Annotated in this window: 20 protein-coding genes; 9 read left to right on the plus strand and 11 right to left on the minus strand. The window is 70.5% G+C overall.

Features of this window, described 5'->3' with window-relative positions; translation table 11 throughout:
* The 5 genes from ETD85_RS44135 to ETD85_RS44155 form a co-directional block, all read left to right on the plus strand.
* Nucleotides 1-1,422, plus strand: a 1,422-nt coding sequence (locus ETD85_RS44135) for an MFS transporter (RefSeq protein ID WP_206059257.1), incomplete at its 5' end; no start/stop codon positions are given.
* 38 nt (nt 1,423-1,460) lie between these two features.
* Nucleotides 1,461-2,411: an SDR family NAD(P)-dependent oxidoreductase gene (locus tag ETD85_RS44140; protein ID WP_138695817.1), complete on the plus strand. Its 951-nt coding sequence runs from the start codon at nt 1,461-1,463 to the stop codon at nt 2,409-2,411.
* A gap of 126 nt (nt 2,412-2,537) precedes the next feature.
* On the plus strand, nt 2,538-3,254 hold the full coding sequence (locus ETD85_RS44145; protein WP_138695818.1) for a TetR/AcrR family transcriptional regulator: 717 nt from the start codon (nt 2,538-2,540) through the stop codon (nt 3,252-3,254).
* On the plus strand, nt 3,196-4,668 hold the full coding sequence (locus tag ETD85_RS44150) for an AMP-binding protein (protein ID WP_240779828.1): 1,473 nt from the start codon (nt 3,196-3,198) through the stop codon (nt 4,666-4,668). Before ETD85_RS44145 ends, ETD85_RS44150 begins: the two co-directional genes overlap by 59 nt.
* Nucleotides 4,665-5,396: an enoyl-CoA hydratase/isomerase family protein gene (locus tag ETD85_RS44155; RefSeq protein WP_138695819.1), complete on the plus strand. Its 732-nt coding sequence runs from the start codon at nt 4,665-4,667 to the stop codon at nt 5,394-5,396. Before ETD85_RS44150 ends, ETD85_RS44155 begins: the two co-directional genes overlap by 4 nt.
* A gap of 71 nt (nt 5,397-5,467) precedes the next feature.
* Here the strand turns inward: ETD85_RS44155 and ETD85_RS44160 are convergent, their stop codons facing one another.
* The 3 genes from ETD85_RS44160 to ETD85_RS44170 are packed head-to-tail and all read right to left on the minus strand — an operon-like array spanning nt 5,468 to nt 7,554.
* Nucleotides 5,468-6,082: a PH domain-containing protein gene (locus ETD85_RS44160; RefSeq protein ID WP_170247166.1), complete on the minus strand. Its 615-nt coding sequence runs from the start codon at nt 6,080-6,082 to the stop codon at nt 5,468-5,470.
* A complete protein-coding gene (locus tag ETD85_RS44165) occupies nt 6,079-7,161 on the minus strand; it encodes an adenosine deaminase (protein ID WP_138695821.1) in 1,083 nt (360 codons plus the stop codon). The genes ETD85_RS44160 and ETD85_RS44165 overlap by 4 nt, the downstream gene beginning before the upstream one ends.
* Before the next feature lie 42 nt (nt 7,162-7,203).
* Nucleotides 7,204-7,554, minus strand: a complete 351-nt coding sequence (locus ETD85_RS44170; RefSeq protein ID WP_138695822.1) for a cupin domain-containing protein — start codon at nt 7,552-7,554, stop codon at nt 7,204-7,206.
* Nucleotides 7,555-7,803: 249 nt separating this feature from the next.
* On the opposite strand from ETD85_RS44170, the gene ETD85_RS44175 reads away from it, so the two are divergent.
* Nucleotides 7,804-8,058 carry a hypothetical protein gene (locus ETD85_RS44175; protein ID WP_138695823.1) on the plus strand — a complete coding sequence of 85 codons (255 nt, stop codon included), beginning with the start codon at nt 7,804-7,806 and terminating at the stop codon, nt 8,056-8,058.
* A gap of 24 nt (nt 8,059-8,082) precedes the next feature.
* On the opposite strand, the gene ETD85_RS44180 is transcribed toward ETD85_RS44175, so the two are convergent.
* Complete coding sequence (locus ETD85_RS44180) at nt 8,083-8,694, minus strand: AMIN-like domain-containing (lipo)protein (RefSeq protein ID WP_138695824.1); 612 nt, start codon at nt 8,692-8,694, stop codon at nt 8,083-8,085.
* Nucleotides 8,695-8,820: 126 nt separating this feature from the next.
* Between ETD85_RS44180 and ETD85_RS44185 the strand changes: the two genes are divergently transcribed.
* Nucleotides 8,821-10,674, plus strand: coding sequence for a hypothetical protein (locus ETD85_RS44185; RefSeq protein WP_138695825.1), 1,854 nt, complete (start codon nt 8,821-8,823; stop codon nt 10,672-10,674).
* A 64-nt stretch (nt 10,675-10,738) separates the two neighbouring features.
* Here ETD85_RS44185 and ETD85_RS44190 read toward each other — a convergent pair whose 3' ends face one another.
* Nucleotides 10,739-12,148 (minus strand): MFS transporter, encoded by a 1,410-nt coding sequence (locus ETD85_RS44190; protein ID WP_138695826.1) that lies wholly within the window; start codon nt 12,146-12,148, stop codon nt 10,739-10,741.
* A gap of 87 nt (nt 12,149-12,235) precedes the next feature.
* Between ETD85_RS44190 and ETD85_RS44195 the strand changes: the two genes are divergently transcribed.
* Nucleotides 12,236-12,625, plus strand: coding sequence for a MarR family winged helix-turn-helix transcriptional regulator (locus ETD85_RS44195; RefSeq protein ID WP_138695827.1), 390 nt, complete (start codon nt 12,236-12,238; stop codon nt 12,623-12,625).
* Between the two features lie 78 nt (nt 12,626-12,703).
* On the opposite strand, the gene ETD85_RS44200 is transcribed toward ETD85_RS44195, so the two are convergent.
* The 6 genes from ETD85_RS44200 to ETD85_RS44225 form a co-directional block, all read right to left on the minus strand.
* Entirely contained in the window at nt 12,704-13,984 is a 1,281-nt protein-coding gene (locus ETD85_RS44200) for a thymidine phosphorylase (RefSeq protein ID WP_138695828.1), read from the minus strand.
* The gene (locus ETD85_RS44205) at nt 13,984-14,379 is read right to left on the minus strand and encodes a cytidine deaminase (RefSeq protein WP_138695829.1); all 396 of its coding nucleotides are present in this window, start codon (nt 14,377-14,379) and stop codon (nt 13,984-13,986) included. The genes ETD85_RS44200 and ETD85_RS44205 overlap by 1 nt, the downstream gene beginning before the upstream one ends.
* Nucleotides 14,376-15,656, minus strand: coding sequence for an ABC transporter permease (locus ETD85_RS44210; protein WP_138695830.1), 1,281 nt, complete (start codon nt 15,654-15,656; stop codon nt 14,376-14,378). Before ETD85_RS44210 ends, ETD85_RS44205 begins: the two co-directional genes overlap by 4 nt.
* A complete protein-coding gene (locus tag ETD85_RS44215) occupies nt 15,653-16,792 on the minus strand; it encodes an ABC transporter permease (RefSeq protein WP_138695831.1) in 1,140 nt (379 codons plus the stop codon). Before ETD85_RS44215 ends, ETD85_RS44210 begins: the two co-directional genes overlap by 4 nt.
* Nucleotides 16,792-18,402, minus strand: a complete 1,611-nt coding sequence (locus tag ETD85_RS44220) for an ABC transporter ATP-binding protein (protein WP_138695832.1) — start codon at nt 18,400-18,402, stop codon at nt 16,792-16,794. The genes ETD85_RS44215 and ETD85_RS44220 overlap by 1 nt, the downstream gene beginning before the upstream one ends.
* Nucleotides 18,403-18,488: 86 nt before the next feature.
* Entirely contained in the window at nt 18,489-19,556 is a 1,068-nt protein-coding gene (locus ETD85_RS44225) for a BMP family lipoprotein (protein ID WP_138695833.1), read from the minus strand.
* Between the two features lie 288 nt (nt 19,557-19,844).
* On the opposite strand from ETD85_RS44225, the gene ETD85_RS44230 reads away from it, so the two are divergent.
* A complete protein-coding gene (locus ETD85_RS44230) occupies nt 19,845-21,725 on the plus strand; it encodes a Xaa-Pro dipeptidyl-peptidase (RefSeq protein WP_138695834.1) in 1,881 nt (626 codons plus the stop codon).
* Nucleotides 21,726-21,806: the final 81 nt, after the last annotated feature.

Below are 21,806 nucleotides of genomic sequence, written 5' to 3' on the forward strand. Positions count from 1 at the left end.
CCCGCAACCCCCGCGGCCGTCGGCCCACCGACGATCGCGTCCACCCGGCGCATGTGGGCGATCTTGGGTCTGGTGCTGCTCGCCGATGCCCTCGACATGATCGACGCCACCGTCACCAACATCGCCGCGCCCACGATCGCCGCCGAGCTGCACGGCGGCGAGGGCCTGATCAAGTGGCTCGGGTCGGCCTACATGCTCGCGATGGGCGTCCTGCTCGTGCTCGGCGGGCGACTGGGCGACAAATACGGCCAGCGCAGGTTGTTCCTCATCGGCATGAGCGGCTTCACGATCGCCTCGGCCGTGGCGGGGCTCTCGCCCGACCCCGCTCTGCTGATTCTCGCCCGCGGCGCACAGGGCGCGTTCGGCGCGCTCCTGATCCCGCAGGGCATGGCGATCATGACGAAGACGTTCTCGCGCGACATGCTGACCAAGGCATTCGCGTTGTTCGGGCCGCTGCTGGGCGTCGCCTCGGTCGGCGGCCCGATCCTGGCCGGGTTCGTCATCGACGCCGACATCGCCGGGCTGTCGTGGCGCCCGATCTTCCTGGTCAATCTGGTGCTCGGCGGCCTCGGCCTGGTCCTGGCCATCCGGCTGCTGCCGCACGACGACGGCGACGCCTCCACCGGCGTGGACGGGGTGGGCTCGGGGCTGCTCGCCGCCGCCATGTTCGGCCTGCTCCTGGGGCTGGTCGAGGGGTCGAGCAACGGCTGGACCGCGATCCCGATCCTCTCGATCGCCGCCGGCCTGGCGTTCCTGGCCGCCTTCGCCCGCCGCCAGAGCACCGCCACCGACCCGCTGCTCAAGCCATCCCTGCTGCGCAACCGCGGCTTCAGCTCCGGGCTGCTCGTCGGACTGATCGTCTTCGCCGCCACCACCGGCCTGGTCTACGTCCTCTCCCTGTTCATGCAGCAGGGGCTGCACGCCTCGGCGCGGGACGCCTCCCTGGGCTTGCTGCCGATGACCGTCGGCATCATCGTGGCCGCGGGAGCGGGCATGGCGCTGATCAAGAAGCTGGGCCGCACCCTCATCTTCCTCGGCCTGGCCGTCATCCTGATCGGCTGCGGCTGGCTGCTCGCCCTGGTCTCGGCCTCCGGCACGGACCTGAGCCTGTGGGCTCTCGCACCAGCCGTCTTCCTCACCGGCCTGGGGATGGGCGCCTGCTACGGCACGATCTTCGACGTCGCGATCGGCGACATCGATCCCGACGAGGCCGGCAGCGCCAGCGGTTCCCTGTCGGCGATCCAGCAACTGGCAGCCGGCATCGGCTCGGCCGCCGTCACCTCGGTCTTCTTCCAGTCGGCCGCCGTCGGCCTCGGCCCCGCCATGACGACCAGCCTCATCGTCGTCGTAGCACTCACCGCCCTCACCGTCCCGGCCGTGACCCTGATGCCCAGGCGAGCGCCGGCAGAACCCCAGCACTGACGCGGTCCCGACCAGCCATCAACGTAAGGAGCCGGGACATGTCCTCCCGCCACAGCCCAGCCCCCTGGGACGTACGACGCCTGCCGCGCGCCGAGGGGAAGAGCTTCCTCGTCACCGGCGGCAACGCCGGCATCGGATACTTCGTCGCCGAACAGCTCGCCGGCACCGGCGCCACGGTTATCCTCGCCGGCCGCGACACCGCCAAGGCCGAAGCCGCGCAGGTCTCGATCCGCGCCCGCGTCCCCGGCGCACACGTCCGTCACATCCTCCTGGATCTCGCCGACCTCTCCTCAGTCAAGGACGCCGCGAACGCCCTGAGACTGGAAAGGCTGGACGCGGTCGTCTGCAACGCCGGCGTGCTGCTCGACCAGCCGCCACGGCGCGTTACCAAGGACGGCGACGAGCTGATGTTCGCCACCAACCATCTGGGGCACTTCGCGCTGATCTCGTGGCTCGCACCCCTGCTGGCGGCCACCCCCGCGAGCCGCATCGTCACCACCGGCAGCTTCACGGCAAAGTCCGAGAGCCTGGATCTTCACGATCTCCAGAGCACGCGCGACTACCGGCCGAAGCGCACCTACGCACGATCCAAACTGGCGCAGATGCTCTTCGGCTTCGAGCTCGACCGCCGCCTGCGCGCCGCCGGCAGCACGACGCTGAGCGTGGTCATCCACCCCGGCGGCGCACTCGACTCCCTCACCCCCTCGCGACCGCCGGTCCACGTCCGGACCACCGGCGAGCGGCTGCGTGGCCTGCCGGCCGGCCTCCTCCTCCAGGGCAAGGACGCCGCCGCCTGGCCCGCCGTGCGAGCCGTCCTCGACCCGTCCGTGCGCGGCGGCCAGCTTTGGGGACCCCGGGTGTTCGGGATCCGCGGCCTGCCCACCCTCGAACCCGTCCGAGGTCACCTGGCCGACACCGTGCTCGCGGCGCGCCTTTGGACCGCCACCGCCGGCCTGACCGGCCTCGATCCAAGCTCGAACCTCAGGTGAGCCGAGGCCGGTCCAGGGCTGTCCAGCGTGCACGGCTCCAGCCCGTAATCGGCGGGGGCATTGAGTGATCCTTTCCAAGATGGTACTTTCCCGACAAGAGGGGCAACCGAACGTTCGGTAGGGTGCATGATCTTGGATCTCACGGACCGCGACGCGGATGCGAATGTGCGGATCAGGACGGCGGCGGTGCTGCTGTTCGCCCAGCGGGGCTACGCCGCCACGAGCATCAGGGACCTCGGCAAGGCGGTCAACATGACCAATGCCGGGATCTACCATCATGTGTCGAGCAAGGAAGCCCTGCTGGCCGACCTCATGCGCGTGGCCCAGCGTGGGCTGATCGAGGCCACCGAGCGCATGCTGACCGGCGCCGTACGCCCCGCCGACCGGCTCGCCCTGCTGATCGGCTCCCTGACCGCCATCCACGCGCTCAATCCGATGACCACCCGGGTCATGGACGGCGAGCTGCGCTCCCTGACCCCCGGCTCACCCGCCCACGCCGAGATCATCGCCCTGCGCGACGCGTACGAGGACCACTGGCGCCGCGCCCTCGCGGACGGCGTCCGCGAAGGCGTCTTCCGCGTCGCCGACCAGAAGCTGACCCGCCTCGCCCTGATGTCCATGTGCACCGGCACCAGCGAGTGGTACCGCCCGGACGGCGACTCCACGCTGGAGCAGGTGTGCGCCGAGTTCGTCACGATCGGCCTGGCCGCCGTGCGCGCCCCCGCGCCGGTCGCGGTGACACCCGATCTCTCCCTGCTGCCCGACTTCCCGTGGGAGCCGCCGGATGCGCGAAACGATCCCCGACCTGATGAGGCACGCCGCCAGCACGTACGGCACGCGTGAGTTCCTCCGCTTCCCCGACGCCTCGCTCACCTTCTCCGACGCGGACACCCGCTCGGACCTGCTGGCCCAGGCCCTGACCGGCCGAGGAGTACGCCCGGGCGACCGGGTGGCCGTGATGCTGGACAACGTCCCCGAGTGGCCGTTGAGCTGGCTCGCGATACTCAAGGCCGGGGCGGTCGCCGTCCCGGTGAACGCCCGCTACCAGGCCGCCGACCTGACCCACGTCCTCACCGACTCCGGCGCCGTGCTCACCCTGACCACCGGCGCGTACGCCGCCGCCAACCCCGGCCCCTGCCTGGACCCCGCGCTCCTGACGGCGGACGGGGGCGTACCCGCGCACAAAGCCCGACCCGACGACGTCGCCAACTTCCAGTACACGTCGGGCACCACCGGCTTCCCCAAAGCCTGCATGCTCACCCACGACTACTGGCTCAGAACCGCCCAGATCACCGCCGACCAGGCCGAGCTGCGCGACGACGACGTCATGCTGATCGCCCAGCCCTACTCCTACATGGACCCCATGTGGGCCACCGTCCTCTGCCTCATCGGCGGCATCCCCCTCGTGGTGCTCCCCCGGTTCTCCGCCTCCGGCTTCTGGGCCTCGGTCAGGGAGCACGGCGCGAGTCTCACGTATGTGCTCGGCACCATGCCCCTGCTGATGCACAAGCAGCCGCCCCGCCCCCAGGACCGCGACAACAGGATGCGGCTCGTGCTCTGCTCGGGCATCCAGCCCGGCCTGCACAGGACGTTCGAGGAGCGGTGGGGAGCGCCGTGGCGCGAGCTCTACGGCTCCACCGAGAGCGGCCCTGACCTGGTGGCGGCCGTCGGCGCCGAGGACACGGTCGGCACCGGGGCCATGGGCCTCGCGCCGCCGGGCAAGGAGGTCAGGATCGACGCGGAGACCGGGGAGATCCTGGTCAGGGGCCGCCCCATGATGAAGGGCTACTGGAACCACCCGGAGGCGACCGCCCACGCGTTCAGGGACGGCTGGTACCACACGGGCGACCGGGGCTTCCGCGACGACGCCGGCTACATCCACCACGCCGGCCGGCTGAAGGACATGGTCCGCAGAGGCGGCGAGAACATCTCGTGCGCCGAGGTGGAGAGCGTGCTCAACCAGCATCCCGCGGTGCTGGCCACGGCCCTGGTGCCCATCCCCGACGAGCTGTTCGGCGAGCTGCCGAAGGCGTTCGTCCAGCTCCGGCCGGGTCACGCCGCCGAGGAGAGCACCGCCATGAGCGTGATCGAGCACGCCAGGCGCAACCTGGCCCGGTTCAAGATCCCGGCGTACGTGGAGTTCGTCGAGTCGTTCTCGCTGACCCCGTCGGCCCGCATCGAGAAGCGCCACCTGCTCAACCCGGAACGCGACCAGCGTGCCGCCCCCGCCATCGCGATCGACAAGGACAGATCATGATCGATGTCACAGAACGCGACGAGGTCGCCCTGATCACCCTCGCCCGCCCGGACAAGCTCAACGCCCTCACCGCCGCCATGCGAAGGGACCTGGCGGCGGCGGTACGCGACTACGGAGGCGGCGAGCGGGTCAGAGGCATCGTGGTCACCGGCACCGGCCGGGCGTTCTCGGCCGGCGAGGACATCGACCAGGCCGTCGGGCAGCCGCTGGCCGAGGAGGTGGCGCTGTTCCACGACATGACCAGGGCCGTGCTGGAGACCAGGGTCCCGGTCGTGGCGGCGGTCAACGGCCTGGCCGTGGGCGGGGCGGCGGAGTGGACGCTCTGCTTCGACACGCGCATCGGCACCCCGGCGGCCGAGTATTTCCTCCCGGAGAACCACATCGGCCTGTCGATCTCGAACGCCGCCAGCTACCTGCTCCCCCGCCTGGTGGGCGCCAGGGCGCTGCGGCTGGTGCTCGACTCGACCCGCATGAGCGCCGAGCAGGCCCTGGCGGCGGGCCTGCTGGACGAGATCGTCGCCCCGGAGGCGCTGGTGTCGTCGGCGGTCGCCCGCGTGCACCACTGGACGGCCCCGGGCACGGCCACCGAGGTCCATCTCCGGCTGCTGCGGCCGGCGCTGGCGGAGGTCGAGCGGGCGTTCGCGGTGGAGACCGAGGCGGCGCTGCGCGTGGAGGAGTCGGGGATCGCCCAGGCCGGCATGTCACGCTTCGTCACCAGGGCGCGATGACAGGGCGCGGTGACACGGCGCGGTGACAGCCGACCAGCCGACCAGGCGATCAGAGCCCGGCGGCGGGCGGATCAGGCGATGACGATGGCCGCGACCGCCAGGACGACCGCGACCGCCAGCACCGCGATGGAGTCGTAGGACCAGCTCACCCGGGCCGGCGCCGCCTCCTCGTCGCGGCGCCGGGCCGACTCCGCGCGCTCGCGGATCTGCTCGCCCACCCAGTCGGCGTGCGTCTTCCCCGCGAACGCCTCGGCCGCCGCCTGCTCGCCCCTCGAAAGCGTCGGCTCGGTCGTGAACCGCCCCCGGCGCTCCTGCTTGGGCATGCCCCGCCGCTGCGCCCTGGCCCGCTCCCGCGCGCTGCTCATCGGCGTCCAGAGCCGCAGCTCCTGCTCGGCGCCGTAGTGGACGTTGATCGAGTGTGACACCGTCACGTCCTCGACCGAGGCCCACGGCACGAACGTCGTGCGGAACGGGTTACGCCCCACCAGGCCCGCCTCGGTGAACACCGTGGCGGGCCTGAGCGCGATCGCGTAGACGAGCGCGGTCAGCGCGCCGAGCACGGCCAGCGCCACCAGCGAGGGCTTGCCGTTGTAGTGGGCGATCAGGTCCCAGACGTTGAACGCGACGAAGGCCAGCCACACCCAGCCCAGCACGAATCCGGTCTTGGCGCGGTAGGTCTGTTTCACGGCTGCCACTTGCGCTGCGCGAACCCCGGCTTGATGACGCCGTTGATCAGTGCCAGCCGCTCGTCGAAGGGCAGGAACGCCGACTTCATCGCGTTGACCGTGAACCACTGCAGGTCGTCCCAGCCGTAGCCGAACGCCTCCACCAGCTTGGCGAACTCCAGCGACACGCTCGTGGAGCTCATCAGGCGGTTGTCGGTGTTGACGGTGACCCTGAAGTGCAGCCGGCGCAGCAGCCCGATGGGGTGGTCGGCGATCGAGTCGGCGGCCCCGGTCTGCAGGTTGGAGGTGGGGCACATCTCCAGCGGGATCCGCTTGTCACGCACGTACGCGGCCAGCCGCCCGAGCTTGGCGGACCCGTCACCGGCCACGGAGATGTCGTCGATGATCCGCACCCCGTGGCCGAGCCGGTCGGCGCCGCACCACTGGATCGCCTGCCAGATCGACGGCAGCCCGAACGCCTCGCCCGCGTGGATGGTGAAGTGCGCGTTCTCCCGCTGGAGATATTCGAACGCGTCGAGATGCCTGGTGGGCGGGTAGCCGGCTTCGGCCCCCGCGATGTCGAACCCCACCACGCCGACGTCCCGGTAGCGCACGGCCAGCTCGGCGATCTCCATGGACCTCGCCTTGTGCCGCATGGCCGTCAGCAGGGTGCCGACCCGGATGCCGTGGCCCCCGGCCTGCTCCGAGCCGAGCTTGAACCCTTCGAGCACCGCCTCCACCACCTGGTCGAGGCTCAGCCCCATGGTGGTGTGCTGCTCGGGCGCGTAGCGCACCTCGGCGTAGACGACTCCGTCGGCGGCGAGGTCCTGGGCGCACTCGGCGGCCACGCGGACGAGCGACTCGCGCGTCTGCATCACCCCGACGGTGTGCTCGAACGTCTCCAGATAGCGTTCGAGCGAGCCCGAGTCCGCCGCCTCCTGGAACCACAGGCGCAGGTTGTCGGGATCAACCGTGGGCAGCCGATCGTAACCGGTCTCCCGTGCCAGCTCGACGATCGTCTCGGCGCGGAGACCGCCGTCGAGATGATCGTGCAGCAGCACCTTGGGAGCCCGCCGGATGTCGTCAAGCGAGGGACTCATCTGGCCATGATATGAGCAGCACCCGCGCTACCGGGCACCCATTCAGTCGCGGCCGGCCGCCTCGGGGGAGAAGGCCGGCAGGCACACGGCGATGTACTCGGCGCCCTCCGGCCCCACGCGGTAGCGGACCTTCTCCCCCGGCGAGGTCACCAGCGACTGGCCGGCCTCGACCTCCGTCACACCTTCGGCGTGCTCCACGATCACGGTGCCGCGCAGGACCACGGTGTACTCGGTGAACGACGGCGTCTGCGCCGGCTCCTCCCAGCCCGGCGGCGCGGTCATGTGGGCGATCGAGACCGCCTCGTCGCCGCTGTTGACGCGGCCGACGTGCTCGTCGATCAGCTTGCCGCCAGGGACGGGGATGCGGGTCGGGCCCTCGATTTTCACGATCATAAACACATTCTCCAGGTGGACGGCACCCGGGCGGGCATACTCGGCCACGCTTGCTCGGCTCTGTCCCAGGGACTAACCTTGAATCGATGTAGATCCAGATGACGAGTCGGGGTGTGCTCGTCATCCGGGGCCGACGAAGCGGCTGGATCATCCGCGATGCCAGAGGGCCCTGTTCTGGTTAAGCGGTTATGGGGGTAAGGCGCAGCACGCGCCTGGGAATTGACCCAACTAACCGCGGTGGTGTCGCTGATGATCATCATCAATGCAACGTGGCAGCGAGTCGCGCTCGCGCTGATCTTCGTCATTCCCGCAGTGCTGATCGCCGTACTGCTGATCCCCGCGTTCTTGGTGTTGCCCTTCAGCGAGAAGGTCCGGCAGTTCGTGCTCAATGTGCTGGACAAGGGCTTGCAGCTGGTGCAGTGCATCGTGCCGCGCGGCGAGCAGGGCCAGGACGAGAACGCGGAAGGGCTGAAGATCACGCTGCCGGGCGCGAAGAGCGCTTAGTGCCGAGGTCGCGCTTCCGGCAGGTCAGTGAGCCACGTCGATGACCAGGCGGCTCGGGCCGCCCTGCTCCTTGACCTGGAACCCGGCCTTCCTCGCCAGCACGAGCCCGATGCCGACGCGGCCCTCGAAGTCGCCCGTCCTGACGACGTCGGTCAGGTTGGTGAGCTTCGCCGGGTAGATCGGGCCGCCGGCCCAGGTGGGCGCGCCGTCGTCGTCGTGGGCGTTGGCCGGGAAGAGCGTGAGCTGGAGATAGGCGCCGCCGTGGACGTCGATGGGCTGCCCTGAGGCGTCCTCCATGAGCTCGTCGGCCCACTTGACGGTGTAGCCAGGGACGCCGCCCTTGAGATCGACCACGACGCGGTCGTAGGTGTCGTGGGCCGCGTAGCGCACGGCGGTCACCGTGGCGGGCTCGATGCCGTCCCGCTCGACGTCCACCTCGGTGGTGCTGGTCGGGGCGCCGGGACCGGGCGTGCCCCGTCCGGCGCCGGACTCCGCGGGTGACCCGGTGGTGGCCGAGGTCCCGGGCAGGGCGGTCTGCTGGACCGTGCCGCAGGCGGTGAGTACGGCGAGGCAGGCGAGCAGGGCGGCGGCGCGGGAGCGCGCGGACCGGAGGCCGGGCGGGGATGACGAGCGCATGCCCGGTAGATGCCCAGCCCAGGGGCCTGCAAGCGGTGCCACGGCCGATCAGTCCCCCGGTTTACCGGCCCTTCCGCCAAAGCGGGGGCTCCCTCTACTCTGATCAACCCACAAGGAGTCATATTAATGATCAAATCCCACGAGTTACCGACTTTTCTGGCTAATTACGGGCCATCGTTCGCCCGGACGGCGTACTTGCTGACGGGCGACGCGGACCGGGCGCGGGAGCTCGCGGTCGACACCCTGACCGCCGTAGGCCGCCGCTGGTCCTCCGTGCGCTGGGGACAGCCGGTGAGCGTCGCCCTGCGCGAGCTGTACGGGCGCTACCTGGGCGTACGGGTGCAGCCGGCGGCGGGCGAGGATCATCCGCTGGGCGCGCTGCGGCCCAGGGCGCGGGCCGCCGTGGTGGCGCAGTTCCACGACGGGCTGCCTCCGCAGCAGGCGGCGGCGGTCACCGGCTTGTGGATCGCCGTGCTGACCCAGGAGACGCAGCAGGCCCGCACCACCCTCAGAGCGGCCCGCCCCGACCTCTTCCCCACCGAGACCACGCCCGAGGACGCCCCGCCGCGACCCGCGCCCCAGGAAGACCCCGCCGACCCGCTCGCGGGACCCGACCCTCGAAAAGAAGCCATCGACCCGGCCGCGGGACCGGACCCCCGGGAAGAGGCTGCGGGAGGCTCCGGCCCGGCGCAATGGGCGGCGCCCTGGGGCGACCCCGGCCTCGCGCCCAGAGCGGCCGACACCCCCTGGACTGTCCACGCACAGGTCCCCGCACAGGTCCACGCGCAGGTCCATGCACAGGACCACGCGTCGGCCTGGGACGTTCAGGACCCGGCCGCCGACGACCCCGGCCTGCGCGCCGCCCTGATCCGCATCGCGGCCGGCATGCCGCACGTCCACCTCTCCGAGCCCGTGCTGCGCCGCATCACCAGGCGCCGCAGGATCCGCGCGGCCACGTGGACGGCCGCGTCCCTCGCCTCCGTGGGGGCGCTCGTAGCGCTGACCGCCGCCGGCCTGACCGCCGTGGCCCGCAACGTCGAGCGCGCGAGCGCCGAGCGCACCCCCGGCCTCGACTACACGCAGACGCCGGAGCAGGTCCCCGACGCGCTGCCCGCCAAGCTGAGCGACCCCGTGCGCTACGCCTACCAGAGCTACTGCCAGGACGCCGGCGACCCGAGCGACCCGGAGCCCTGCGGCCAGTGGCGGCTCTCGTCCGCGTCGGGCAAGGAGTGGCGGCTGCCGGGCGTCCGCGCGGGCTACGACAAGACCAGCGGCGCGACCCTGCCCCTCGCCGTCAGCCAGGACGGCCACCGCCTGGCCTACCGGGACACCAAGGGCGCGTACGTCGTCCGCGACCTGCCCACGGGCAAGGTCAAGAGGATCGACGTACGGGACCAGCCGGTCAGCCCGCACCTCAGGACGTCGCCCAACGGCCGGTTCGTCTCCGTCGACTTCGGCGCATCCGACGCGGCGACGCTGGACTTCGAGACCGGCGTGACCCACCACGACCATGGCGACCGCGGCGACGCGATCCGGGTGCTCGCCGTGCACGACGACGGCTCGCGGCTGGTCACCGAGCAGAAGGACGTGGACGACGTCCCGGGCCACGCCTCCATCACCACCATGAGGCTGGGCGGCAGCGCGGCCGGCGCGTTCCGGATCGACCCCGGGCTCGTCGAGTACGGCGGCGCGCTCTCCCCCGACGGCCACACGCTGGCCCTGGTGACGCAGGACTCCAAGGTCATCGCCATGGACGCGCGCACCGGCCGCGTCACCGGCAGGCGCACGGCGCTGGAGGACTACGAGGTGCTCATGGTCGAGCGCTGGATCAGCGCCGACGAGGTCCTCGTACGCCAGTGGGACGACGACTACGCCTTCCTGACCAAGGTCAACGTGCGCTCGGGCACCGCCGTCGAGTACGCGGAAGAGGTGTCGGAGTGGCTCGACTACGACTCCCCGCTCGGCGCGCTCGAAGACTGAGACCGGTGCCCTCGATACGGAAGGGACCCCGCCCGGCCGGCGAGGTCCCTTCGCGTTCAGGTGCTCAGACGGTCTCGTAGACCGGCAGGCTCTCCTGCTCGGCGGCCACCGCCTTGCGCGAGCGCCACCCGGCGGCGGAGATCGCCAGCCCGATCAGGGCCAGGACCAGCGACACCACGATCGCCGCGCGCAGCGCCCCGATCGAGATCGTCTCGCCGCCGCCCGAGGTGAGCACGGCGGTGACGACGGCCAGCACGATCGCGCCGCCCACCTGGCCCGAGGTGTTGAGCAGGCCCGAGGCCAGCCCCTGCTCGTCGTCGTCCACGCCGTTGGTGGCCTGGATGTTGAGCGAGGGGAACGACAGCGCGAACGCGATGCCCAGCAGGATCATGCCGGGGATCACCATGCCGCCCAGGCTCGGCGTGCGGTCGATGCCGAGGAAGATCGCGTAGCCGCCGGCGAGCGCGGCCGCGCCGATGACGATCAGCTTGCCGGTGCCGAACCGGTCGGCGAAGTCGCCCATCTTGGTCGAGGTGACCGCGACGAGCAGGCCGGCGGGCAGGAACGCCATGGCGGTGCCCAGGGCGGACCAGCCCAGCAGGTTCTGGAAGTACTGCATGGCCACGAACTGGAAGGCCACGTACGAGCCCATGAGGATCAGCAGCCCCAGGTTGGCCCGCACGATGGAGCCGGAGCGCAGGATGCCGAGCCGGACCAGCGGGTGCTTCATCCGCAGCTCGGTGAAGACGAACAGGCCGAGCAGCACCGCGACGCCCGCCAGCGAGCCGATCGTCTGCAGCGAGGCCCAGCCGGCCTCGGGCGCCTGCACGACGGTGAAGACCAGCAGCAGCATGGAAGCGGTGATCAGCACGGCGCCGACCAGGTCGTGGCCGCCCTCGGCCCGGTCCTCGGCCGAGCGCGGGAGCACCAGCAGCGCGGCGACCAGCGCGATGATCGCGACGGGCACCGGCATCAGCAGCGTCCACCGCCAGCCGATCTCCGTCAGCAGGCCGGACAGCACGAGGCCGAGCGAGTAGCCGCTGGCGCCACAGGCGGTGAAGATGCTCAACGCCCTGTTGCGCTCGGGCCCTTCGGGAAAGGTCGTCGTGATGATCGACAAAGCCGCCGGCGCGGTGAACGCCGCGGCCACACCCTTGACGAACCGGGCCGCGATCAGCAGCCCGCCGTCGTCCACGACACCACCGAGCAACGACGCGACGGCGAAGACACCCAGCGCGACCAGGAACACCCTGCGCCGCCCGAGCAAGTCGGCGGTCCTGCCCCCGAGCAACAGAAGACCGCCGTAACCGAGCACGTAGCCGCTGACCACCCACTGCAGGGAAGAAGTGCTCAGGCCCAGGTCGTGCTGGATGGCCGGCAGGGCGACGCCGACCATCGAGACGTCCAGGGCGTCAAGGAATATCACTGCACAGAGCACGGCGAGCGCGCCCCAGCGGGATGAGGAAGAGGACATGAGTCAGGAGAATACATGCATGAGCATCTAATGCAAACGCATTTAATGCCGTTGCATGAGTTTTCGCGAAGTGGTAACCTCCGCGACATGGACGAGGAGTTCGTGGTCGAGACCTGGCATTACGTCCTGGCCAAACATGCCAAGGCCATGTGCGCGCTGGAGCGCGAGCTGGGCGATCGGCACGGCCTGGGGCCCAGCGAGTTCGAGGTGCTGGACCGGATCGTCCATCACGACCGGAAGCTGCGCATCCAGGAGCTCTGCGAGGAGGTCCACCTGAGTCAGAGCGCGCTGTCGCGGGTGGTGGCCCGCCTGGAGAAGGCCGCGCTGGTCTCACGCGGGGTCTGCGACGCCGACCGGCGCGGCGTGTTCGTCTGCATCACCGACGAGGGCCGGGCCCGGCACGCGGAGGCGCTCCCCACCCAGCGAGCGGTGCTCGCCGACATCTTCACCGACGCCCCCGCCGCCCTGTCCCGCTGACCCCGTCCACAGCGAAGGACCCCGCAGGAGCGAAGGGCCCTCGGCAGGGGCGAAAGGGCCCCCGCAGGGGCCCGCCTGCTATGCGGCCGTGATCCGGTCGATGACCAGCGGAAGCTGGTCCTCGCTCGCCGCCCCCACCGCGTAACCGCCCTCCAGCGCCGACAGGGCCCGCTCGAACCGGACCGTCTCGTCGGCGTGCAGCGTCATCAGGGGCTGCCCGGCGCGCACCAGATCCCCCGGCTTGGCGTGCAGCTCGACGCCCGCCCCGAACGACACCGGGTCCTCCTTGCGGGCCCGCCCGGCGCCCAGCCGCCACGCGGCCAGCCCCACCGCGTACGCGTCCAGCCTGGTCAGCACGCCGGACGACGGCGCCTCGACGGTGATCGTCTCGGCCGCCCGGGGCAGCAGCGCGTCGGGGTCCCCGCCCTGAGCGGAGATCATGCGCCGCCAGGCGTCCATGGCCGACCCGTCCTCCAGCGCCTTGGCCGGGTCCTTCGCCGAGGTGACCCCGGCCGCCTCCAGCATCTCCCGCGCGAGGCGTACGGTCAGCTCCACCACGTCGGCGGGCCCGCCGCCGGCGAGCACCTCGACGGACTCGGCGACCTCCAGCGCGTTGCCCACGGCCCGCCCCAGCGGCCGGTCCATGGCCGTCATCAGCGCCACCGTGCGCACGCCCGCGTCCGTCCCGAGCGCGACCATGGTCTCGGCCAGCTCGCGAGCCGTCTCGGGCGTCTTCATGAACGCCCCCGAGCCCACCTTCACGTCGAGGACGAGCGAGCCCGTCCCCTCGGCGATCTTCTTGGACATGATCGACGACGCGATCAGCGGGATCGACTCGACGGTGCCGGTGACGTCCCGCAGGGCGTACAGCTTCTTGTCGGCCGGCGCCAGGCCGGAGCCCGCCGCGCACACGACGGCGCCCGCCGAGCGCAGGACGGCCAGCATCTCGTCGTTGGACAGCGAGGCCCGCCACCCGGGGATCGACTCGAGCTTGTCGAGCGTGCCCCCGGTGTGGCCGAGGCCGCGGCCGGACAGCTGCGGCACGTACGCCCCGCACGCCGCCACCAGCGGCGCCAGCGGGAGCGTGATCTTGTCGCCGACCCCGCCGGTGGAGTGCTTGTCGGCGGTGGGCCGGTCGAGCGCGGACCAGTCCATGCGCTCGCCCGAGCGGATCATGGCCTGGGTCCAGGCGGCGATCTCGCGCCGGTCCATGCCGTTGAGCAGGATGGCCATGGCCAGCGCGGACATCTGCTCGTCGGCCACCTCGCCGCGGGTGTAGGCGTCGATCACCCAGTCGATCTGGGCGGTCGTCAGCTCGCCTCCGTCCCGCTTGGCGCGGATGACCTCGATCGCGTCCATCACAGGCTCTTGCTGAGGTCTTGGGGCCCGAACGCGTACGGCAGGATCTCGGCCATCCGCTTGGGCCCGTCCACGGTCTCGACCAGCAGGTCCTCGCCGCCGAACTCGTACAGGAGCTGGCGGCAGCGCCCGCACGGCATCAGCAGCTCGCCGTGGCCGTCCACGCAGGTGAAGGCCACCAGCCGGCCGCCGCCCGAGAGCTGCAGCGCCGACACCAGGCCGCACTCGGCGCACAGCCCCACGCCGTAGGAGGCGTTCTCCACGTTGCAGCCGGTGACGATCCGCCCGTCGTCGACGAGCGCCGCCGCGCCCACGGGGAACTTGGAGTAGGGCGCGTACGCGCTGCGCATGGCGTCCGTCGCCTCGGCCCGCAGGCCGTCCCAGTCGATGCTCAATGCTGTTCCCCTCGGCGGTAGCGCACTCCGTCGGCCGCCGGCATCCGCAGGTTCTGCGAGGCCACCAGCAGGACCAGCAGCGTCAGGACGTGCGGCGTGATGAAGACGAATTCGTTCGGGAGTTTGTCCACGGTGAGCCAGAGCCACACCAGCACCACCGCACCGATCGCGGCGCCGGCCAGCAGGGTGTACTCCCTGGAGGTCCGGGTGACGATCTCGGCGGGCTGGTTCGAGCCCAGCATCGCGCGCAGCTTGACGCCGAGGTAGATGAGCAGCAGCACCGCACCGAACAGGAAGAACGACGTCACCGCCCCGGAGCTGCGCTGCTGCAGGCCGTCGGCGTAGCCGAACAGCGCGGCGCCCGCCGCGAGCCCGCCGGGCCGCCAGTTCCCGAAGATCATCGCGGCCAGGCCGATGAACCCGCGGCCCGTCGTCTGGCCCTCGACGTATTTGGTGGTGATGAAGACCAGGAACACGCCGCCGAGCCCGGCGAACGCGCCCGAGACGACGACGGCGATGTACTTGATCCGCACGACGTTCACGCCCAGCGACTCCGACGCCCACGGGTTCTCGCCCGCCGAGCGCAGCCGGAGCCCGAAGGCCGTGTGCCAGAGCACGAAGAACGTCAGCGGCAGCATCAGGACGGCCACGATCACCAGCACGTTCACGTCGTGCGTGAGCCCGCGCAGGATGCCGGCCAGGTCGGAGATCAGGAACCAGTGGGTGTTCTCCAGCGAGCCCAGCAGGTCCCAGCCCGAGGACAGCCCGGGCAGGCTCACCGGCGGCGCCTGCGAGGACATCCCCGGCGAGGTGGTCAGGCCCGCGCCCGCCGCCGCCGCGGAGGTGCCCTCCTTGTAGAAGGTCTCCGACAGGAAGCGGGTGATGCCGGGGCCGAGCAGGTTGATGGCGACGCCGCTGATGATGTGGTCGACGCCGAACGAGACGGTCGCGATCGCGTGCAGCAGGCCGCCGAGCGCGCCGGCGACCAGCCCCGCGAGCAGCGCGGCCGCGAAGCCCCACTGGTAGCCGGCCCAGCCGGCGAACCAGGTGCCGAGCACCATCATGCCTTCGAGCCCGATGTTCACCACGCCGGCCCGCTCCGCCCAGAGCCCGCCGAGCCCGGCCAGCCCGATCGGCACGGCCAGCATCAGGGCGGCGGCGAAGGTGCCGGACGAGGTGATGTCGTCGTAGCCGGTCACGATCCGGATCAGCGACATGAGCAGGATCAGTACGGCGAACCCGATGAGGATCAGGTGATACTTGCTGAGCCGCGTCATGCTCCCACCTCAACCGGAGTGTTCCTGCCGAGCTGCCTGGCCGCGAACCGCTCCTCGCGCCGCATGGCGATCCGGCCGGTGATCTCGTTGGCGATGACCACCAGCAGCACGATCGTTCCCTGCATGATCACGATGACGGAGGACGGCAGGCCGGCGATCTGCAGCGGCCCCTGTGCCCGGTCGAGGAAGCCGAACAGCAGCGCGGCGATCGCGATGCCGGCCGGCTTGTTACGCCCGAGCAGCGCGACCGCGATGCCCAGGTAGCCCAGCCCCGGCGTGAAACCGGAGTTGAAGGCGTGCTTGTCGCCGAGGATCTCCGGCATCCCGATCAGGCCCGCGAGGGCGCCGGACAGCACCATGGCCGAGATGACCATCTTCTTCGCGTTGACGCCGGAGGCGATGGCGGCCGTCGCGTTCAGGCCGCTCGCCTTGACGTCGAAGCCGAACCGGGTGCGCTCCAGCACGACCCAGAACACCACGCCGAGCACGACGGCCACGAGCAGGAAGCCCCAGAGCCCGCCGCCGCGCGGCGCCGGCAGGCCGAACGCCTCGAAGACGAAGTTGAGGTTGGGGAACCAGGCCGACTCGGGCAGCGGCTGCGTCGTGTTGGCGAGCTGCCCTTCGGCGCGCTGGCCCGCGAACGGACCGCGGACCAGGAAGGAGGCCAGGTTGATCGCGATGAAGTTCAGCATGATGGTCGAGATGACCTCGCTGACGCCCCTGCCGACCTTCATCAGCGCGGGGATCAGCGCGTAGAGGCCGCCGACCGCCATCGCCACCAGGATGATGACGGTGATCTGGAGCCAGCCGGGCCCCACGAAGACCGTGCCGACGTACGCGGCGCAGATCGCCGCCAGGCGGTACTGGCCCTCGACGCCGATGTTGAAGAGGTTCATCCGGAAGCCGATGGCCACCGCGAGCCCGGCGATGAACAGCGGCACCGCCCGATTGACCATGGTGGCGATGCCGGTGGCGAGTGTCCGCTCCGTGGCGCCGAAGTTGAAGAACGCGGCGAAGACGTTTCCCGGGCTGGCGCCCGTGGCGACGATCACCACGCTGGAGATCGCGACGGCCAGGATGATGGCGACGACGGCGCCGGCGGTGGTCAGCAGCGCGCGATAGAGCCCCGCGGGCATCACGTCTCCTCAGTGCCGGCGATGGCGCCGGTCATGTATCCGCCCAGCTGCTCGGGCGTGACGTCGGAAGGGTCCAGCCCGGCGACGAGCCGGCCCCGGTAGATCACGCGCAGCGAGTCGGACAGGCCGATCAGCTCGTCCAGGTCCGCGGAGATGAGCAGCACGGCCAGCCCGGCCGCCCTGGCGTTGCGGAGGTGGTCCCAGATGGCGGCCTGCGCGCCGACGTCCACACCGCGCGTGGGGTGCGCGGCGATGAGGAACTTGGGCTCGCCGCTCATCTCCCTGCCGACGATCAGCTTCTGCTGGTTGCCGCCGGACAGGGCCAGGGCCAGGGTGTCGATGCCGGGGGTGCGTACGTCGTAGTCCTTGACGATGCGCTCGGTGTCGGCCTTCGCCGCCCGGCGGTTGATCCAGATGCCGCTCCTGGCGGGCCGCCTGGTCTGGTGGCCGAGCACCCGGTTCTCCCAGAGGGACGCCTCCAGCATCAGCCCCTGCCGGTGCCGGTCTTCCGGAATGTAACCGATTCCGGCCTCCCTGCGGCGCAGCGTGGACCAGGAGCTGATGTCGTCGCCGTTCAGCTGCACGCCGCCGATGGCGGGGCGCAGGCCCATGATGGCCTCGATCAGCTCGGTCTGACCGTTGCCCTCGACGCCGGCGACACCGAGGATCTCGCCTTCGTGGATGTCGAACGACACGTCGTCGAGCAGCAACCGCCGGCCTTCGGCGCGCAGCGTCTCGGCGTAGCCTGCGGCGGAGGTGCCCTTGGGCAGGACGGCCCGGTTGCCGTCCGCCTCCATGGTCAGGTGCGAGACCCGCAGCGCGACCTTCTCGGTCACCGTGGACTCGCGGGTCTCGGGGGTGGGCAGCTCGCTGCCGACCATCAGCTCGGCCAGCCGGCGTGCGGTGACCTCGCTCGGGAGCACGCTCGCGACCGTGGTGCCGCGCCTGATCACGGTGATCGCGTCGGCGATGTCGAGCACCTCGTCGAGCTTGTGCGAGATGAAGATGACGGTCAGGCCCTCGGACTTGAGCTGGCGCAGGTTCTGGAAGAGCTCCTCGACCTCCTGCGGCACGAGCACGGCCGTCGGCTCGTCGAGGATCAGGATGCGGGCGCCGCGGTAGAGGACCTTGAGGATCTCCACGCGCTGGCGGTCGCCGACGCCGAGGTCCTCCACCCGCTTGTCGGGATCGACCCGCAGGCCGTGGGCGCCCGCGAGCTCGGTGATGCGCCTCCTGGCGGCGGCGAGGTCGAGCAGACCGGCCTTCTTCGGCTCGGCTCCGAGAACGATGTTCTCCAGGACGGTGAAGTTGTCGGCCAGCATGAAGTGCTGGTGGACCATGCCGATGCCGACGCCGATGGCGTCACTCGGCGTGCGGAAGCTGACCTCCGCGCCATTGACCTTGATCGTGCCCTCGTCCGGCTTCTGCATGCCGTACAGGATCTTCATGAGGGTGGACTTGCCGGCGCCGTTCTCCCCGACGATGGCGTGCACCGTGCCGGGTTCGACGGTGATGCGGATGTCGTGGTTCGCGACGACGCCGGGGAAACGCTTGGTGATGCCCTCCAGCTCTACGGCGGGTTTCGCCGTGGCCAGGGTGTCAGCACTCATGTCGCCTCTCCAAAGAGCGGGGCGGGGGTAGACGGAAGGCCCGAAGTTGCGGACTCCGGGCCCTCAGTCGCCACTCTTACCCCGAATTACGGCTTGGACGGAACGGTGATCTTGCCGTCCACGATGTCCTTCTTCGCCGCGTCGAGCTTGTCCTTGAGGTCGTCGATCTCGCCGCCCGTGGTGGCCAGGCCCACGCCGTCGACCTTGAGGTCGTAGACGATGTTGTTGCCGCCCTTGGCGCCGCCCTGGAAGGCCTTGATGAACTCGAACACGCCGACGTCGACGCGCTTGAGCATGGAGGTCATGATGACCGGCTGGAGCTTGGCGTCCTTGATGGTCTGACGCTGGTCGGAGTCGACGCCGATGGCCTTCTTGCCCGCCGCGGCGGCCGCCTGGAACACGCCGGTGCCGGAGTCGCCGGCCGCGTGGTAGACGATCTCCGCGCCGTCCTGGAACATCTTGTCGGCGGCCACCTTGCCCTTGTCGGGCGCCTTGAAGCCGATGGCGGGGTCGGCGGAGATGTACGCGACGTCGATCTTCGCGTCCTTCTTGACCGACTTCACGCCGGCCACGAAGCCCGCCTCGAACTTCTTGATCAGGTCCATCTCGACGCCGCCGACGAAGCCGACGTGGCCGTTCTCGGCCTTGTTCGCGGCCACGACGCCGGCCAGGTAGGAGCCCTGCTCCTCGGCGAACTGCAGCCCGGTGACGTTCGGGCCGCTGGAGACCGAGTCCACGACGGCGAACTGGATCTCGGGGTATTCGGCGGCGACCGTCTTGATGTCGTTGTCGTAGAGGAAGCCCACGCCGATGATGGGGTTGTAGCCGGCGTCGGCGAGCTGGCGCAGCAGCTCACCCCGGTTCGAGCCGTCGGAGGACGGGCTCAGGTCCTTGATCTCGGCGCCGAGGTCGGTCTTGGCCTTCTCCAGGCCGACGTACGCCGCGTCGTTGAACGACTTGTCACCGCGCCCGCCGACGTCGAACGCCAGGCCGACCTTGAGGGCGCTCTTCTGAGCCTCGCTGCTCGCGCCGGCGCTGCTGGGCGCCTCGCTGGCCGTGGTGCCCCCACCGCTGCCGCCACAGGCGGCGACTGCCATGAGCATGACGCCGGCCACCGAACCGACGGCCATCCTGCTGAATCGCTTGCCGAGCAAGGCGACTCCCTTCCATTTCCCCGCCGTCGAACTTCATCGCAGGCGCGAAGAAACGTACGGCACCTGCACGGAAGATAGTTGCTTGACCAGGGCGAACCAAACCGGCACACAGTGTCGCAACCGCTCCGTTATCGACATCACTCGCGTCCGTGACCTGAATCGCGATTCAAGCACTCGACGCGACCTTGGAAAGTTTTGCCCAACTTTGGCGTGCGATCACCTCTTGCAGTGGAGCGGATCTAGGCAGAGATTCCCACCGACGGCGGAAATCTCGTATCGGAGTCCCGTATGCAGCCTTGGAAGGTTCTGGCCGTACCACTGGCCGCGCTACTCGTCGTGAGCCTGAGCGGTGCCACGCCCGCCTCAGCCGACACCCCCACCATCAAGATCGAGAACAATGCCACCCAGCCGGTCTTCTCCCGGGCGGACGCCATCAAGCAGACGGTGTTCGTGGAGGTCGAGGGCACCGACAGCGACAACGACGGCAAGCCCGACCGGGTGGCCGTGGACATCCTGCGCCCCAAGGAGACCGACGCGGGGCTGAAGGTTCCCGTGATCATGGAGGCCAGCCCCTACTACGCGGGTGGCAACGACGTCGCCAACCACCCCGTGGACGTGGACGCGAGCGGCAACCCGCTGCCCGCGCTGGCCGCGGCGGCGAACAAGCTGGCCGCCGAGCCCTTCGACGGCTACTACGACAACTACTTCCTGCCTCGCGGCTACGCCATCGCGCTGGTGGAGAACCTGGGCAGCGGCCGCGCCACCGGCTGCCCGACCTCCGGCGACCGCAACGAGACCGCGGGCCCGAAGGCCGCGATCGACTGGCTGAACGGCCGCGCCAAGGGCTTCGACGCCGACGGCAACGCGGTCGCGGCCACCTGGTCCACCGGCAAGGTCGGCATGATCGGCGTCTCGTACAACGGCACCCTGCCGAACGCGGTCGCCTCCACCGGCGTCGAGGGCCTGAAGACGATCGTGCCGATCGCCTCGATCTCCAGCTGGTACGACTACTACCGCGCCAACGGCGGCGTCCTCGCCCCCGGCGGCTTCCAGGGCGAGGACCTGGACGTCCTGGCCAAGTACGTGCTGACCAGGCAGGACGGCCAGGCGGTCTGCGGCGCCCTGATGGACCGGCTCACGGCCACCCAGGACCGGATCACCGGCGACTACAGCCCGCTCTGGGACGCCCGCAACTACCTGAACGACGTGGGCAAGGTCAAGGCCAGTGTCTTCCTGGTGCACGGGCTCAACGACTGGAACGTCAAGACCAAGCAGTTCGCCCAGTGGTGGTACGCCCTGGCCAAGCGGCACGTGCCGCGCAAGATCTGGCTGCACCAGGGCACCCACATGAACCCCTTCAACCTGCGCACCGTCGAATGGCTGCGGCAGCTCAACGGCTGGTTCGACTACTGGCTGTACGGCATCGACTCGGGCATCATGCGCGAGCCGCAGGCGGACGTGGAGTACGCGGCCGGCCAGTGGGCCCAGCACCCGTCGTGGCCGCTGCCAGGCTCGGTCACCGTGCCCCTGTACCCGGGGCCCGGCTCGACGCTGGGCCTGCTGCCGCGCCCCCGCACGGCCGCCGAGTCCTTCGTGGACCAGAAGGCCAGGACCGCCGAGCAGCTCGTGGAGTCGGCGGGGGCGGATCCGAACCGGCTGGCGTACACGACCGGCGCGCTGCCCGCGGACGTGCGGATCTCGGGGACGCCGACGGTCTCGGTGCGGGCCTCGCTCAAGGACGGGGCGTCGCCGTACCTGACGGCGCTGCTGGTGGACTACGGCACGGACGTCCGCCCGAACGGCACCCTGCTCTCGACCGGCCAGACCTACTGCTACGGCCAGGGCATCCCCGGTGACACGGGCTGCACGGTGCTCAGGACGCTCGGCACCGCCACCACCCCGTACAAGATCGTCACCAGGGGCTGGCTCGACGTCCGCAACCGCCACCGCCCGGACCGCACCGAGCCCCTGCGTCCCGGCAAGGAGTACACCTTCAACTGGGACTTCCAGCCGACGGACTACGTGTTCAAGCAGGGCCACCGGCTGGGCCTGGTGATCATCTCCACCGACTTCGACTACACGCTGCGCTACCCGCCGGGCACCAAGATCACCGTGTCCCCGGGGCACTCGTCCCTGCGCCTCCCGGTGGTGCTGGGCAAGCTCCTCTGACCGATCGCCCCCGTAGTTCTCACGCGGGTCCCTACGAGCCGACCACCCGGCTCGCGGGGACCCGCGTGAGAACTACGGGGG

This window comes from Nonomuraea zeae, assembly GCF_005889725.1.
Lineage (GTDB): Bacteria > Actinomycetota > Actinomycetes > Streptosporangiales > Streptosporangiaceae > Nonomuraea > Nonomuraea zeae.

Excerpts from the sequence above, each read along its gene's own strand:
- ETD85_RS44140 (WP_138695817.1), top strand. The coding sequence starts at position 1,461 with ATGTCCTCCCGCCACAGCCCAGCCCCCTGGGACGTACGACGCCTGCCG.
- ETD85_RS44215 (WP_138695831.1), bottom strand. The coding sequence starts at position 16,792 with ATGCCCGCGGGGCTCTATCGCGCGCTGCTGACCACCGCCGGCGCCGTC.
- ETD85_RS44170 (WP_138695822.1), bottom strand. The coding sequence starts at position 7,554 with ATGATCGTGAAAATCGAGGGCCCGACCCGCATCCCCGTCCCTGGCGGC.
- ETD85_RS44145 (WP_138695818.1), top strand. The coding sequence starts at position 2,538 with ATGATCTTGGATCTCACGGACCGCGACGCGGATGCGAATGTGCGGATC.
- ETD85_RS44210 (WP_138695830.1), bottom strand. The coding sequence starts at position 15,656 with ATGACGCGGCTCAGCAAGTATCACCTGATCCTCATCGGGTTCGCCGTA.
- ETD85_RS44230 (WP_138695834.1), top strand. The coding sequence starts at position 19,845 with ATGCAGCCTTGGAAGGTTCTGGCCGTACCACTGGCCGCGCTACTCGTC.
- ETD85_RS44165 (WP_138695821.1), bottom strand. The coding sequence starts at position 7,161 with ATGAGTCCCTCGCTTGACGACATCCGGCGGGCTCCCAAGGTGCTGCTG.
- ETD85_RS44175 (WP_138695823.1), top strand. The coding sequence starts at position 7,804 with ATGATCATCATCAATGCAACGTGGCAGCGAGTCGCGCTCGCGCTGATC.
- ETD85_RS44200 (WP_138695828.1), bottom strand. The coding sequence starts at position 13,984 with ATGGACGCGATCGAGGTCATCCGCGCCAAGCGGGACGGAGGCGAGCTG.
- ETD85_RS44155 (WP_138695819.1), top strand. The coding sequence starts at position 4,665 with ATGATCGATGTCACAGAACGCGACGAGGTCGCCCTGATCACCCTCGCC.
- ETD85_RS44220 (WP_138695832.1), bottom strand. The coding sequence starts at position 18,402 with ATGAGTGCTGACACCCTGGCCACGGCGAAACCCGCCGTAGAGCTGGAG.
- ETD85_RS44185 (WP_138695825.1), top strand. The coding sequence starts at position 8,821 with ATGATCAAATCCCACGAGTTACCGACTTTTCTGGCTAATTACGGGCCA.
- ETD85_RS44180 (WP_138695824.1), bottom strand. The coding sequence starts at position 8,694 with ATGCGCTCGTCATCCCCGCCCGGCCTCCGGTCCGCGCGCTCCCGCGCC.
- ETD85_RS44190 (WP_138695826.1), bottom strand. The coding sequence starts at position 12,148 with ATGTCCTCTTCCTCATCCCGCTGGGGCGCGCTCGCCGTGCTCTGTGCA.
- ETD85_RS44150 (WP_240779828.1), top strand. The coding sequence starts at position 3,196 with ATGCGCGAAACGATCCCCGACCTGATGAGGCACGCCGCCAGCACGTAC.
- ETD85_RS44195 (WP_138695827.1), top strand. The coding sequence starts at position 12,236 with ATGGACGAGGAGTTCGTGGTCGAGACCTGGCATTACGTCCTGGCCAAA.